Raw genomic sequence first — 14739 nt, forward strand, 5'->3', positions numbered from 1 at the left:
ACCGTGATGCGTGCTACAGCGACCGTCGGCCAGCGGCTGGCCGACCTGCACGGCAGCCTCAGCCCGGCGGAACAGGCCAACCTCAAACTCATCCTCGGGCTGTCCGCCGGACACCTCGTCCCCGAACGGGATCCGCGCTCCCAGCGGGGCCGTACGGCGGTTTCCGAGGCGCTGGAACTGTTGTGCCCCTACGAGGTCGCCGACCCGCGCGGCGCGCAGTACCGGGGCCGCCCGGACCTGCTGACCGACGCGTTGCTGGACACGCTGATCGCCGAGGCGCGGGACGTCGGCGAGACCGCGGTCCCGTTCGACGAGCACTACCTCGGCTGCGGTGGCCCGGTCGCCGACCGGCTGGCCACCAGCGCGGAACTCACCGCGTTGGTCCGGTCGGTCGTGCCGGGCGCCGAACCGACCGGCATCGCCAGCTACCTGTTCTACCGCGACGCCGGCCAGGGCATCATCCCGCACATCGACACCGACATCTTCTCGCTCAACGTGCTGCTCATGCTGGACCACCGCACCCCGGGTGACCCGGCGACCTCCTCGGCGCTGTACATGCACTACCCGGACGGCAGCGAGGAACGCTTCCAGCTCACCCCCGGCGAGGTGGTCATCTTCCTGGCCGGAACCCAGGCGCACAGCCGGACCCCGATCGTCGAGGGCGAGCGGGTCACGATCCTCACGTTCGGCTTCATGCCCCAGGGAGCACCCATCGGGAACTACCGGCGATGACCACCGTCCTCGGTATCCACTGTGGACACGAGGCGTCGGTGGCGGTCGTCCGGGACGGGGTTCTGCTCGCGGCCCTCCAGCAGGAACGGGTGACCAGGACCAAGTACGACGGCCAGGAATGCCTGTCCAACCGGCTGCCGGTACCCCAGGTACTGGCAGCCGCGGGCACCACCCTCGACGAGGTCGACGTCATCGTGTCCTCGTTCCAGGCGGCCGGCCCGTCGGCCGTCGGCCTCCAGCGGCCGCTGTTCACCGCCGACTTCGACCACTTCGACCCGTTCGACCAGCGGCACCTCGTGGTCTCCCACCACCTCGCGCACGCCGCCTGCGCGGCCGGGCTGTCCGGGTTCGACACGTGCGCGGTGCTGGTGTCCGACAGTGCCGGCACCACCTCCCGCGACGGCGCCGACCTGTGCGAGCCGTTCGCCAAGTTCCACGCGCGCTACACCGCCGACGAGCCGGTGACCTCGCTGTTCACCGAACTGCGCTCGGTCTACCGGTTCACCGCCGGCCGGTTCGAGCTGCTCGCCCGGGACTTCTCCGTGCCGCACAACCAACCCGACGTGTACATGCACGGCGAAGCCAGCCTGTTCGACAACGTCGCGCGGTACCTGTTCCGCAAGGAACACGCGCACGGCCAGCTGATGGCCCTGGCCGGCCTCCCGTTTCCCGACCGACCCCGACTGTCCAGTTCGGACATCCTGGAGCCGGGGGAGCCGCCCCGGGTGCGCAACGGTTGGCAGCGGTTGCGCGCCCACCAGGACCCGGTGGCCGACGCGGACGTCGCGGCCGCCGTGCAGGAGGCGTTCACCGAGCTGGTCACCCACCAGGCGCGCCGGGCGGTCGCGCTGTCCGGGCAGCGGCGGATCTGTTGCGCCGGCGGGGTCTTCCTCAACCTCACCGGCAACACCGCGATCCACGGCCTCGACCAGGTCGACGAGATCTACGTGCCGTCCTGCCCGCACGACGCCGGCATCTCCGTCGGCGCGGCGTTTCTCGGCTACTACCACCGAGAACCGGCACCGGTCGCCGGCGAGCGCGTCCGGGCGGACTTCCTCGGCCGCGACGCCGACGAGGTCACCGTCGTCACCGCCGCCGCCCGCGGCTTCACCGAGACCACCGGCGACGGCGACCTGGCGCGCCGCGCGGCGCGGGCACTGGCCGGCGGCGCGATCGTGGCCCGCTACGGCGGCCGGGCCGAGTTCGGGCCACGGGCGCTGGGCAACCGCTCGATCCTGTGCCACCCGGTCGGCTGCCAGGACGCCCGCGCCCGCCTCAACACCATCAAGGGCCGGCAGTGGTGGCGGCCGGTCGCCCCGGTCGTGCGGGGCCAGGACGTGGACACCTACTTCGACGGGCCGGCCGAGTCGCCGTTCATGAACTTCAACTTCACCGTGCGCCCCGAGCACCGCCACCTGCTCGCCGACGCGGTGCACCTGGACGGCACCGCGCGGGTGCAGACGGTCACCGAGCGGGACAACCCGGCGATGTACCGGCTGCTGACCGAGATCGCCGCCCTCGGCGCCGTCCCGGTCCTGATCAACACCTCGCTCAACGGCCCAGGCGAACCCATCCTGGAGTCCACTGAGGACGTTCTGGGGTTCGTCCGGCGCACCTCGGTCGACCTGCTGCTGACCGCCACCCACCTGTTCGCCTCACCGGACAAGCCCGACCTCGTCGACGTCACGCCCCGACCGGGCGCGGTCCTGGCCACCTTCGGTGGCGGGGCCGACCGCCGGTACCTGATCAGCGACGCCGACGCCACCGAACCCGTCGACCAGGACCTGTTCCTCGCGCTGTGCCGCGACCAGGTCGCCACCGTCGACCGGCACGAAAGGCGGGTCGGGACACTGCTGGAGATGGGTCTGCTCGTTGAGTACTGACACCAGTGCGCCAGCACGGGAGCCGGCGGCACTGACCCGCCGGCTCTCCTCGGCGACGTTCGTGTCGTTCTTCGCCATCGCGGTGATCGAGTTCGCGGTGCCGTTCGTCGCGGTCGCCACCCTCGGCGCCAACGCGATGATCGTCGCCGTGCTCGGCGTGTGCCGCTTCGCCCCGCAGGTGGTCTTCGCCCGCGCCGCGACCGCCGTGGTCAACCGCTACGACCAGCGCACGGTCATGCTCGCCTCGGAATGGCTGCGGGTGCTCGCGTTCGCGCTCTCGGCGGTGGCGCTGCTGGCCTCACCGGTCGTCGGCTTCGTGGTGTTCGCGCTGGCCAACCTGGCGCTGGGCCTGGGCTCGATCCTCACCGCGGTCGCCGTGCAGGTGCTGGTGCCGCTCGCCTTCGACGACCGCGACCTGCCCAGGGTGTACTCGCGGCTGGGCATGGCCGAGTCCCTCGCCGACGGCGGCGGCCCGTTCTTCGCCGGCCTCGCGCTGGCGATGTTCGACGTGTCCGGCACGTTCGTGGTCGCGGCCGGTCTGGCCGCCGCCGCGTGCCTGCTGCTGCGCGGCATGCCCAGGGTCAGGGTGAGCGAACCGACCGGTGCCGCCCCGACCCGGGACCGTTCCACGCTGCGCCACGGGATCCGGGCCAACTTCGCCACCGGGCCACTGCGCGTGCTGACCGGCTGGGCGCTGGCCTACAACCTCGGCCAGTGCCTGATCGAGGCCATGTTGCTGATCGCCATCCTGGAGCGCACCAGCATCGGCGCCGCCTCCTACGGCGTGATCAAGACCTGTGCGGTGCTGTTCGCCGCGCTCGGCGCCTACCTGGCGACCAGGTTGCCCAAGGCCCTGTCCGGCGGGTGGGGGATCTCGCTGTTCGGGTTCGGCGCCATCGGCTCGTACGTGCTGCTCGGCATCGGGCTCTACGTGCCCGGCGCGGCCGGGGTCGCGTTCATCGTCGCCGGGTTCGCGCTCGACGAGCTGTGCTCGGGCATCGTGCTGGTCCTGATCCAGACCTTCCGTGCCCGCGCCATCGCCAACGAGGACCGGGCGGCGGCCACCGCCGGGTACCGGGCGATGAATCTGACCGCCGTCCCCGTCGGGTTCCTGCTCGGCGGCGTCCTCGGCCTGGTGCTGTCACCGTCGGCGACGATCGTCGCGGTCGGCGCCGCGATGCTAGTGTTCGGTCTCGTGATCTGGTCACCCCGAGTACGCGCCGTGGCCGCGTGAGCGACGAACCCGGCCCGGAGATCGTCACCCATCGGCTGCTGCTGACCCGCATCGCCGAGCGGGACACCGCCGATCTGGTCGCCATGCTGATCAAACCCGAGGTCCACGAGTTCATCGGCGGCATGACCCTCACCCCGCTGGAGGCCACCCAGTGGGTCCGGCGCTGGATCCGCGGCTCGGCCAACCCCGACGTCCTGTGGATCAACTACGTCGCCCGGCGCAGCCCCGGCGACCAGTTCGTCGGCCTCGCCCAGGCGACCGTGACCCTCGGCCAGGACCACACCGGCTGCGAACTGGCCTACCTGGTCGACCCGCCCGCCCAGCACCAGGGCTACGGCACGGAGATGATGCGCGGCTTCCACGCCGAGCTGCGCGACACGCTGCGCCCGGGTGAGTTCACCGCCAACATCCTGCCGGGGCACACCGCCTCGGAGGGCGTGGCCAAGGCCGTCGGCCTCGCCCCGACCACCGAACTCGTCGACGGGGAACGGGTCTGGCGCGAGTGAGCGACCCCGCCGGGTCGCGGGTAGGGTCAGGGGCTCTGACCGGCGGATACTCCGAGAGAGGCCAGCGACCCGTGGAGCGGAAACAGACCCACACGCTCAGCACCGACGGCGCCGACATCGTCTACGACGTCCACGGCCCGCTGCCCCCGGCCGACGGCCGCCCGCCGCTGCTGATGATCGGCCAGCCGATGGACGCCTCCGGTTTCGAGACGCTGGCCTCCCTGCTCCCCGACCGCACGGTGGTCACCTACGACCCGCGCGGCCTCGGCCGCAGCGTCCGCCGCGACGGGCGGGTCGACAACCGGCCCGACACCCAGGCGCAGGACGTGCACGCGGTCATCCAGGCGCTCGGCGCCGGCCCGGTCGAGCTGTTCGGCAGCAGCGGCGGTGCGATCGCCGGGCTCGCGCTGGTCACCGCGCACCCCGAGGACGTGCTGACGCTGGTGGCCCACGAGCCGCCGATCATCCCGGCGCTGCCCGACGCGCATGCGGCCCAGCGGGCCAGGAACGCGATCACCACCGTGTACGAGGAGCGCGGCTTCGGCGCCGGCATGGCGGCGTTCATGGTGCTGTCGGACTGGCACGGCGAGTTCACCGACGAGTACTTCGCCCAGCCGGCGCCCGACCCGGCGGCGTTCGGTATGCCCGCCGAGGACGACGGGGCCCGCGACGACCCGCTGCTGTCCGACCGTTCGTGGGCGGTCAGCGACTACCAGCCCGACGTGGCCGCCCTGACCGCGGCGCCGAGCCGGATCGTGATCGCCGTGGGGGAGGAGACCGGTGACGTGTTCACCGGTCGGACGGCCGTGGCCACCGCCGGGCTGCTCGGCCGGACGGCCACGGTGTTCCCCAGCCACCACGGCGGTTTCCTCAGCGGTGAGTTCGGCTACCCCGGCAAGCCGGAGGAGTTCGCCGTGCGGCTGCGTGAGGTCCTCGCCGGCGACTGAGCCGCACGTGGTATACCAAATCACGTGGATGAACGCGGCTTCGAGCCGGAGTCCGAGCGGGTCACCCGCCGGCTGCGCGACGAGATCATCGACGGCGTCCGGCCGTCGGGGAGCCGTCTCGTGGAACGCGACCTGGCCGCCGAACTGGGCGTGAGCCGCGTCCCGGTGCGCGACGCCCTGCGCGCCCTGGTGGCGGAGGGGCTGGTGACGCCCCGGCCCAGGACGTGGGCCGTGGTCCGCACGTTCACCGCCGCCGACGTGGCGGACCTCAACGAGGTGCGGGGGGCGTTCGAGCCGCTCACGTTCCGGCTGGCCGCCCAACGCCGCACCACCGACGGCCTGCGCCGCCTGCGCGAGGTGCTCGACAGGGAGCTCGCGGCCGCCAACGCTGGCGACGCCGTGACCGCCCGCCGCGCGGCGGGCGACTTCCACGCCGTGGTCTCCACCCTGGCCGCCAACGACCTGCTCTCCGAACTCGAACGGTCGCTGCGCCCCCGCATGCGCTGGCTGCTGTCCCAGCACGACGACCTGCTGGCCATCGCCGCCGAGCACGAGGCCCTCTACGACGCCATCGCCGCCCGCGACCTCCCCGAGGTGGACAGGCTCGTCGCCGGCCACCTCACCACCGGCCGCGCCGAGGCCACCCGTCGCGCCGCCCGCCCGGACTGATCGGCCCTGCTCGGCGGGGGAGCTGAGGCCGGCCGCCCCGGTTGGTCGGGTCCGCTCAGCCGGGCTGGCCGATGCCGTGCAGGCGTGCGTGCAACGCGCGGATCTCGGTGGTCAGGGTCGGGTCGGGGCCGGCGGTGGGGATCGCCGGGGCGACGGCGTTGATCGGCAGCGGGGCGACCGGGCCCGGCGGGATGCCCCACTCGCGCAGCCACCCCGTCAGCTGTTCGGTGCTGGCGGCGTACACGATCCGGCCGAGGCCGACCCACGCGTGCGCGGCCGAGCACATCGGGCAGTGCTCGCCGGAGGTGTAGACCGTGGCGGTGGCCCGGGCCGCCGGGGTGAGGTGGTCGGCGGCCCAGCGGGCGATGGCGAACTCGGGGTGGCGGGTCCGGTCGCCGTCGGCGATCCTGTTGCGGTCGGTGAACAGCACCGTGCCGGACTCGTCCACCAGCAGCGAGCCGAACGGCTCGTCGCCGGCGTCGAGCGCCTCGGTGGCGAGGTCGACGCAGTGCCGCAGGTGCCGGTGGTCCCGCGCGGTGAGAACATCCTGCATAGAATTGGTATACCATATTTCCATGACTGTGCTCGTGGTGTCGAACGTGCGCCCCTGGGGTGACCCGCCGGCCGACGTGGTGATCACCGACGGCGTCGTCACCGAGGTGGTGCCCGCCGGCTCGGCACCCGCCGGTGACGACCGCCTCGACGGTGGCGGATCGCTCGCGCTGCCGGGGTTCGTCAACGCGCACGCGCACGTCGACAAGAGCTGGTGGGGTCAGCCGTGGGTACCGGCGGGCGGCGCCGCCAGCACCCGGGAGCGGATCGCCTACGAACGCGGGCACCGGGAGCGGCTTGGCATACCAAACGTGGCCAGTACGACAGCGGTGCTGCGGGAACTGCTGCGGCACGGCACCACGGCCGTGCGCACCCACGTCGACGTCGACCTCGGCACCGGGCTGCGCGGCCTGGACCGCGTCCGGGAGGCCGCCGCCGCGCTCGACGACGCCGTGGAGCTGACGATCGTCGCGTTCCCGCAGGACGGTGTGCTCCGCCGGCCCGGCGTGCTCGACCTGCTGGAACGGGCCGCCGCGTCGGGCGCCGCCGGCATCGGCGGGATCGACCCCGCCTCCCTCGACCGCGACCCGGTGGCCCAGCTGGACGGGCTGTTCGCGATCGCCGAGCGGCACGGCACCTGGCTGGACATCCACCTGCACGACCGGGGCGAGCTCGGTGCCTTCCAGTACGAGCTGATCATCGACCGCACCCTGGCCACCGGCCTGCGCGGCCGGGTCACGATCTCCCACGGCTTCGCCCTCGGCGAGCTGCCGCCCGACCGGCAGGAGCAGCTGCTCGACCGGCTCGCCGAGGCCGGCATCTCCGGGACGACCGTCGCACCGGTACGCACCGCCCCGCTGCCCTGGCCCGGCCTGCGAGACCGGGGCCTGCCGCTGGGCCTGGGCACCGACGGCATCCGCGACCTGTGGTCCCCCTACGGCGACGGCGACCTGCTGCGGGTGGCCCTGGACTTCGCCCGGCTGCACGGGTTGAGCACCGACGAGGACCTGACCAGGGTGGTGGAGCTGGCGACCGTCGGCGGGGCGCCGTTCGTGCACCGCGCCAGCCACGGGCTGGTCCCCGGCGCCCGGGCCGACCTGGTGCTCCTCGACGCCGAGAACGTGCCGGACGCGCTGGTCAGGGCGCCGCGCCGGCGGCTGGTGCTGGCCGGCGGCCGGCCGGTGGTGCGCGACGGTGAACCGCTGGCCGGTTGACTGGTTGTGACCGCCACCGACCGGTCGGGCGGACCACCCCCGGCGCACCTGACACGTCGTGGTCCACGTTGGACCCACAGTCATACGGTTTTCCTGTTACCGGGTGACTGGTCGTTGTTTCCCGCGTGAATTGGGTCTTCGGTGCTCCGTCGTCACCTTGTTCGAGCTATACCGTGGTCTGGTACCTGGGCGGCGTGGAACAGAAGGGGAAGACCTGTGATCAACGGGGTCCCGCAGCACTGTCCGCAATGTGGTGGTTCCAGTTGTCATGTCGTGGCCCACCGGGTGGACGATTCCCTGGTCTCCGCGGAATTCGGCCGCAGACTTCGTGCCAGCCGCCGGCGGCGCGGGTTGAGCCAACGCACGGCGGCCGAATTGGTCGGGTTGTCCCAGGGATTTCTGTCGATGGTGGAAAACGGCAAACGCCGGTTGAACCGGCACCGCGACATCATCGCGCTCGCCGAGCTGCTCGACGTCGATCCCCGGTCATTCTCGGAGGAGTGAGGACCGCCGGTACTCCCGGCACTCGGCCGGCAGCGGAACCCCGGCCAGCCGCAACTGCCACACCCGCGTCGCGTACGCGGCGCCGGCCATCAGATGGCGCGCCACGTCGGCGACCCCCCGCCGGTCGGGGTCGGCGAGGTAGGTGCCCCGCGCCCAGTCGTTGAAGTCGCCGACCGCCGGTCCGCACCAGATCTGGTAGTCCTCGGCCCGGTCGAGGTCGCCGCTGGTCGCCCAGCGCGCGGCCTTGCCCAGGTACCACCGGAACACCAGCGCCATCCGCAGCTTCGGGTCGCGCGCCGCCCGGTCGAGCAGCGGCTGGTCACGGCCGGTGAAGAACGACACCACCTCCTGCCAGACGTCCTCGACCGGCCGGCGCAGCACGTCCCGCTCCAGCTCCGCCCGGTCCCGCGCCGGGATGGCCTCCACGCCGGGGTGGGCGCGGTAGAGCTCGTAGAGCCGGCGGGCGCGCGCCGGGAACCGGGTTCCCCGGTGCAGCACCTGGATCTCCACGCCGTGCTCGAACCGGTCGGCGGCCGGCGCGGTGCCGAAGTCGGTGACCCCAGCCCCGGCCAGCAGGCGGCGTACCGCCGGGGACGTCCCGGCCTCGCGACACGACTGGTTCACCGACCCGGTCACCACGTAGTCGGCGCCGGTGGCGAACGCACCGGCCACCGCGTCCGGCGTGCCGATGCCGCCGGCCGCGCCGACCCCGACCGGCGAGCCGAGCGCGTCGCGCAGCCGCAGCACGGCCGGCAGCAGCGCCGACAGTGGCCGGCGGTCGGTGTAGCCGCCGGAGTCGGCCTCCACGGTGATGTCGTCGGCCAGCGGGGTGGCGGCGGCCAGCCGGGCCTGGGCGGCGGTGACCTGACCGGCCGCCACCAGCGCGGTGACCAGGTCGGCCGGTGGCGGGGCGAGGAACAGCGCCGCCACCTCGGGCCGGGACACCTTGGCGATCACCCGGTGCGCGGTGGCGGTCCGGCCGCCGTGGTCGTCGCGCAGGCCGCTGACCCGGTAGCGCACCAGGTCCGGGGTCGGGGCGGCGAAGCCGGACGCCTCGACGCAGCGGACCCCGGCCCGCAGGTACAGGTCGACCGTGCGCGCCTCGGCCGCGCCGCGCACCAGGTTGGCGGCGAAGGGCAGCCCGGGGATCAGCGTGCCGAGGCGGCGCAGCGCCGACTCGACGGCCTCCGCCGGCAGGCCGGCCGCGCCGAACGACGCCAGGCACCCGGCGCCGGCCAGGGCGGCGACCAGGTCGGTCGACGCGATCCCGGCGGCCATCGCGCCCGCGTGGTAGGCCAGCCGGACGCCGTGGCGGCGGCGGAACTCCGCCGACCCCAACCGGTCGGGTGGCAGTGGTCCGACCTCGGCCAGCACCCGTCCGGGCGGACGCCGGTTGGTCAGGCGGACCACGCCGTCGCGGCGCACCGCGTAGCAGGGCAGGTCGAGCGCGGCGAGCGCCGCGTGGTCGGCCCTGGCGGGCACCAGCACCGTGGTCGGTTCGGTCATGGCGTCGCGATCCGGTCGTGGCGGGCGGCGGCCAGCCGGGTGATCGCCGCGTCGGCCACGGCGGCGCCCGCGCGCAGCACGTCCCGGTGCGCCACCGCGAGCTGGTGGGCCACGGCCAGTGGCGGCGGCGGGAACAGGCGGGTCAGGTCGACCGGGAGGCCGTGGCTGACCAGCCCGGCGAGCAGCCGTACCAGGGCGAGGTCGGTGGACACCCCGCGCTGGTCGACCGACCGGGCCAGGTGCGGGCGGGCTCCGAGGGTGCGGCGGATCCACCGGGTGCAGCTGGCCGACGGGCCGACCTCGACGAAGTACCGGAACCCGCGCCGGTAGGCGGCTTCCACCAGGCGCGGGAAGTCCAGCGGCGCCACCAGCGCGGTGGCGACGGTGTGCCCGACGCTCCCGCCGGGCGGGGCGGCGGAGAACACCTCCACGGGCGAGGGCCGGCGCGGGCCGTGGTCGTGCAGCGAGGCCAGCTCGTCGAACGCGGCCGCCGCCGGCGGGCAGTGCACGACGTGGTTGGCCGGCGACGGGGTGGCCGGGCTGCCGAGCCGGGCCAGGACCTCCGCGCACCGCCGAGGGTCGCCGGCGATCACCGTCTCGGCCGGGGCGTTGACGTGGGTGAGGTAGACCCGGTCCGTGCCGCGCAGCGCGGCGCGGACCTCGTCGGCGCCGGCGAGCACGACGTGGGTCGCCCACACGTCCCCGTCCGGGCACCGCCAGGCGTCGCGGGCCAGGCTCCGGCGGCCGCTCAACCGAGATGTCCACAGTGGACTGGCGGCGACAGCCTGGACGTCCCAGTCGGCGAAGTCCAGTACTCCCAACGAGAACAGCGCGGTCAGTTCGCCGAAGCTGTAGGCCAGCGCCCCCTGTGGGCGCAGACCGAGAACGTCACGCAGCAGCCGGGTGCCGAGCACGGCGGTGTTCATGCCGATCGCCAGCTGGCTGACCGCGTCCTCGCGCAGCGCGTCGCGCCGCTGGGTGGTCACCGGGTACAGCGCGTCGAGCCGGTAACGCTGCGCCGGGAACGCCGACTCCGCCTCGAACCGCGCGTGCAGCGACGGGAACAGCCGCAGCAGGTCGCCACCGGCGCCGGGGTAGGCGGAGAACCCGCCGGGGTAGACGAACGCGACCCGCCCGCCGGGGCCGATCGGCCGGGTCGTGCAGTAGCTGCCGGCCGGCGTCGACCAGGTCGACTCCAGTGTCGGCAGGTCGTGCGCCGCCCGGTCCAGTTCCTCGCGCAGCTGCCCGGTGTCGCGGCCGACCACGGCGGCGGTGAACCGGCCGTGGGTCACCGGCACCGGCCGGCCGGCGTCCAGCGCCGCCCCCGCGTCCCTGGCCCGCGCGGCGAGCCCGGCCGGGTCGTCGGCGGACAGGGTGACCAGGCGCGCGTCGCGGTCGGGGTGCCAGGCCAGGCCGCCCCCGGCGTCGGCGGGGGAGTCGGCGACCACGGTCACCGGGCCGACGGTCGCGGCCCGGCGGAGGTCGCGGCGGCGGGTCACCCACGGGCGCGGCCCCGGCAGGACCCGGTGGCGCAGCCGCAGGACGGCGGTGACCAGGTCGGTCACCGAATCCCCTCGCTCGACGTGGTCGACCTCGGCGGCGCCGGTCCGGCCCGGTTCGCCGGCGGCCAGCACGACCGCCGAGTCGTCGTCGTGGACCACCACGGTTCCGTTGGCACGCACCAGGTCGGTGACGTCCCCCCGAACAACAGTGTCTACTGTGGACATTCCGGCGTCGGTCAGCGCCGCGCGGACCGGGTCGAGGTCCCGGCGCCGGGGGGCCTCGCCGGCCCACAGCGCGTCCCGCAGGGCCAGACGGCTGCCGACCCCGACGATCCTCACGAGCCGGCCCCCAGCAGCGTGCCGAGCTGACGCAGCGTGCGCAGACCGGCGGCGGCGTCCGGCGCGAGGCCGTGCGCGGCCGGCAGCCGCTCACGCAGCGCGGCGAGGATCTCCATCCGCTTGACCGAGTCGATGCCGAGATCGGCCTCCAGGTCCATCGCCGGGTCCAGCACGTGCGGCGGGTACCCGGTCTTCTCGGCCACGACCTCCAGCAGCACCATCGGCACCGCGCCACCATCGTCACCGCCGGCACGCGGCCGGGGCACCGTGGTGTCCACGGCCGGGGTCTGGGCCGGCGCGACCCGGGCCAGCTCACCGAGCACCTCGGCGGTCCGGGCGTGCACCTCGCCCACCAGCCGGCTGTGCGCGGTGACGGCCGCGACGCCCTCGGCCAGCGCCGGGTCCACCGGGCCGTTCTCCAGCAACGCGGCCAGCCGGCGGGTCACCGCCAACTGCCCGTCCAGGTACTCGGCGTGCGTGGCCAGGTGCTCGGCCAACAGCGCCTCCGCCGGTGTCGACGCCGGTTCGGGGACCGTGTCCTCGACAGCGACGTCCTCGGCCGGCGGGCCGGCGCCGGTGAGCAGGACCGTGTCCGCCGCCGGTGGCGCCGGCGCCACCGGCGGGGGCGGGACGGCCACCGCACCGAGCACCGCCAGCCGGGCCACCGTCTCACGCAGGGCCAGCTCACCGTCCCCGTTCGGGCCGGGGTCGACCGAGAGCACCTCGACGTCCTCGCGCTCGCCCAGGATCTGGCGGACCAGACCGGCGAGCACCCGCCTCGGGCCGAACTCCACGAACACCCGGAACCCGTCGGCGTGCAGCCGCTCGACCCGGGGCGCGAACAGCACCGGCCGGCGCAGCTGCTCGGCCAGCGTGGTCACGTTGCCGGCGACGTCGTCGCCGTACACGCCGTCGGCGTACACCGGCACCCTCGGCGGCGCCACCCCGACCTCCTCGACCACCCGCCGGAACGGCTCCACGGCGGCGGCCATCAGCTCGGTGTGGAACGCCGCGGCCACCGGCAGCCGCACCGCCGAGACCCCGCTGTCCCGGCAGAGCCCCAGGAACGCCGCCACCTCGGGCTCACCGCCGCCCACCACCACCTGGCACGGCCCGTTGACGTTGCACACCGTCACCCCGGCACGGGCGGCCGGCTCCTCGACCTCGGCCAGCGGGGCGGCCACCGCGACCATCGCGCCCGGCTCCGCCACCCCGGCCATCGCCCGGCCGCGCGCGGCCACCAGGCGGAACAGGTCGGCGTCGGTGAGGCTGCCCGCGCAGCACAGCGCGCACAGCTCGCCGAGACTGTGGCCGAGCACGGCGCCGGGCGTGAACCCCAGCCGTTCGAGGTAGCGGAACTGGCCCACCGCCAGCGCCGCGATGGCCGCCTGGGCGTAGTCGGTACGCCGCAGTGTCCCTTCGGGACAGTACGGCGGGGTCCCTTCGGGATGGTGACCGAACGCCGGCGGGAACAGCACCCGGCCCAGCGCGGGCTCGGCGGCCAGCGCCAGCGACGCGGCGTCGAACGCCGCCCGCACCAGCGGCACCGCCACCGCCACCGCCCGGCCCATGTCCGGGTACTGGCTGCCCTGCCCCGCGAACAACGCCGCGACCCGCCCGGCCGGCCCGCGCCGCCGGTAGCGGACACCGGGCAGGTCGAAGGCCGGGACGTCCGGGTCGGCCGCCAGCCGGGCCACCGCCGCCGCCTGCCGCCGCGCCAGGTCCTCGGCCTCGGCCGCCCAGACGGCGAGCCGGGCGTGACCGGCCGGCGCGCGGCCGGCACCCGGCGCGTCGAACAACGCGGCCGGGGTGGCGGCGTGCCAGAAGCGCACCAGGGAGTCGGCCGGGGCCGGCGGGTCCGCCTCCTCCAGGACACAGTGGAAGTTCGTGCCGCCGAAACCGAACGAGGACACCGCCGCCCGCCGCCGGGTCCGGCCCGGCTCCAGCAGCCACGGACGCGGCCGGTCGGCCAGGTGGAACGGCGAACCGGTCAGCTCGGGGTGCGGCTGGTCCACGCCCAGGGTCGGCGGCAGGACCCGGTGGTACAGCGCCAGCGCGGCCTTGATCAGCCCGGCCGCCCCCGCCGCGCCCCGGGTGTGCCCGATCTGGGACTTCACGCTGCCCAGCGCCACCGACCCCGTCGGCACCCCCGCGTACACCCGGCGCAGCGCCGCCAGCTCCACCCGGTCACCGGTCGGCGTGCCGGTGCCGTGGCACTCGACCAGGCCGATGTCGCCCGGCGCGATCCCCGCCTCGGCGTAGGCGTCGACCAACGTGCGGGCCTGGCCGGCGACGCTGGGCGCCAGGATGCCGTTGCCGCGCCCGTCGCTGCCCGCGCCAAGACCGCGCAGCACGGCGTACACGCGGTCGCCGTCACGTTCGGCGTCGGCCAGTCGCTTGCACGCCAGCATCCCGATGCCCTCGCCGAGCAGGGTGCCGTCGCTGGCGGCGTCGAACGGGCGGACCCGGCCGGTCGGCGAGAGCACCCCGGCCCCGGCGAAGCACAGGTGCATGAACGCCGTGCTCTCCACGTCGCAGCCGCCGGTGAGCACCAGGTCGGCCCGGCCGCACACCAGCTCGGCGACCGCGACCCGGACCGCGGCCAGCGAGCTGGCGCTGGTCGCGTCGACCGTGCAGTTCAGGCCGCGCAGGTCGAACCGGTTGGCGATCCTGGCCGACACCACGCCGTCGAGCAGGCCGGGGAACGCGTGCCCGCGCCACGGCGTGAACAGCCGGCCGAACTCGGCCACCACCTCCCGCGCCCTGGCCGGCGCCAGTCCGGCCGAGCGCAGTACCCCGGCCAGCAGCGGGTCGTGCAGCCGCGCGGAGAACGCGTGACCGGCGCCGCCGGCACCGGTCACGCCGAGCACCACGGCGGTGCGCGCCGGGTCGTGCTCACCGGCGTCGGCCAGCGTCGCCTCGGCGACCAGCAGCGACAGCGGCTGGACCACGTTCGTGGCCGCCAGCACGGCCGGTGGCAGGCCGTGGCGGGCCGGGGCGAACGGCACCGGCGGCAGGAACCCGCCCCGGCGGTCGTCGCGCTCGGTGAACCGGTGTGCGCCGCTGGCCACGGTCCGCCAGAAGGCGTGCACGTCGCCGGAACCGGCGAACAGGCCGCCCAGCCCGACTATCGCGATGGGGGTGTTCATGG

12 protein-coding genes are annotated in these 14739 nt (G+C 74.7%); 8 read left to right on the forward strand and 4 right to left on the reverse strand.

Translation table 11 applies throughout. The features are described 5' to 3' along the window. Nucleotides 1–6 precede the first annotated feature (6 nt). From BLA60_RS01790 to BLA60_RS01815, 6 genes are all read left to right on the forward strand, one after another. Nucleotides 7–732, forward strand: a complete 726-nt coding sequence (locus BLA60_RS01790; RefSeq protein WP_075130888.1) for a hypothetical protein — start codon at nt 7–9, stop codon at nt 730–732. Then, entirely contained in the window at nt 729–2615 is a 1887-nt protein-coding gene (locus tag BLA60_RS01795) for a carbamoyltransferase C-terminal domain-containing protein (RefSeq protein WP_075130889.1), read from the forward strand. Before BLA60_RS01790 ends, BLA60_RS01795 begins: the two co-directional genes overlap by 4 nt. Beyond that, nucleotides 2605–3849 (forward strand): MFS transporter, encoded by a 1245-nt coding sequence (locus BLA60_RS42900; protein ID WP_154814052.1) that lies wholly within the window; start codon nt 2605–2607, stop codon nt 3847–3849. Before BLA60_RS01795 ends, BLA60_RS42900 begins: the two co-directional genes overlap by 11 nt. Next, entirely contained in the window at nt 3846–4355 is a 510-nt protein-coding gene (locus BLA60_RS44145) for a GNAT family N-acetyltransferase (RefSeq protein ID WP_075130891.1), read from the forward strand. Before BLA60_RS42900 ends, BLA60_RS44145 begins: the two co-directional genes overlap by 4 nt. Before the next feature lie 71 nt (nt 4356–4426). Continuing rightward, complete coding sequence (locus BLA60_RS01810) at nt 4427–5302, forward strand: alpha/beta fold hydrolase (RefSeq protein WP_075130892.1); 876 nt, start codon at nt 4427–4429, stop codon at nt 5300–5302. A 24-nt stretch (nt 5303–5326) separates the two neighbouring features. After that, nucleotides 5327–5971 carry a GntR family transcriptional regulator gene (locus BLA60_RS01815; RefSeq protein WP_075130893.1) on the forward strand — a complete coding sequence of 215 codons (645 nt, stop codon included), beginning with the start codon at nt 5327–5329 and terminating at the stop codon, nt 5969–5971. A gap of 55 nt (nt 5972–6026) precedes the next feature. Here the strand turns inward: BLA60_RS01815 and BLA60_RS01820 are convergent, their stop codons facing one another. Then, nucleotides 6027–6524: a nucleoside deaminase gene (locus BLA60_RS01820; RefSeq protein ID WP_075130894.1), complete on the reverse strand. Its 498-nt coding sequence runs from the start codon at nt 6522–6524 to the stop codon at nt 6027–6029. Nucleotides 6525–6546: 22 nt separating this feature from the next. On the opposite strand from BLA60_RS01820, the gene BLA60_RS01825 reads away from it, so the two are divergent. Both BLA60_RS01825 and BLA60_RS01830 read left to right on the forward strand, forming a co-directional pair. Next, the gene (locus tag BLA60_RS01825; protein ID WP_075130895.1) at nt 6547–7737 is read left to right on the forward strand and encodes an amidohydrolase; all 1191 of its coding nucleotides are present in this window, start codon (nt 6547–6549) and stop codon (nt 7735–7737) included. A 285-nt stretch (nt 7738–8022) separates the two neighbouring features. Further along, nucleotides 8023–8241, forward strand: coding sequence for a helix-turn-helix domain-containing protein (locus BLA60_RS01830; RefSeq protein ID WP_211288558.1), 219 nt, complete (start codon nt 8023–8025; stop codon nt 8239–8241). Here the strand turns inward: BLA60_RS01830 and BLA60_RS01835 are convergent. From BLA60_RS01835 to BLA60_RS01845, 3 genes are read right to left on the reverse strand one after another with little or no spacing between them, the layout of a single operon-like run. After that, nucleotides 8224–9747 carry a PfaD family polyunsaturated fatty acid/polyketide biosynthesis protein gene (locus tag BLA60_RS01835; RefSeq protein ID WP_075130897.1) on the reverse strand — a complete coding sequence of 508 codons (1524 nt, stop codon included), beginning with the start codon at nt 9745–9747 and terminating at the stop codon, nt 8224–8226. The two genes, BLA60_RS01830 and BLA60_RS01835, sit on opposite strands and share 18 nt — an antisense overlap. Then, complete coding sequence (locus BLA60_RS01840) at nt 9744–11588, reverse strand: hypothetical protein (protein WP_075130898.1); 1845 nt, start codon at nt 11586–11588, stop codon at nt 9744–9746. The genes BLA60_RS01835 and BLA60_RS01840 overlap by 4 nt, the downstream gene beginning before the upstream one ends. After that, on the reverse strand, nt 11585–14737 hold the full coding sequence (locus tag BLA60_RS01845; protein WP_075130899.1) for a type I polyketide synthase: 3153 nt from the start codon (nt 14735–14737) through the stop codon (nt 11585–11587). Before BLA60_RS01845 ends, BLA60_RS01840 begins: the two co-directional genes overlap by 4 nt. Nucleotides 14738–14739: the final 2 nt, after the last annotated feature.

It is taken from the genome of Actinophytocola xinjiangensis, from assembly GCF_001921215.1.
GTDB classification, from domain to species: Bacteria; Actinomycetota; Actinomycetes; order Mycobacteriales; family Pseudonocardiaceae; genus Actinophytocola; species Actinophytocola xinjiangensis.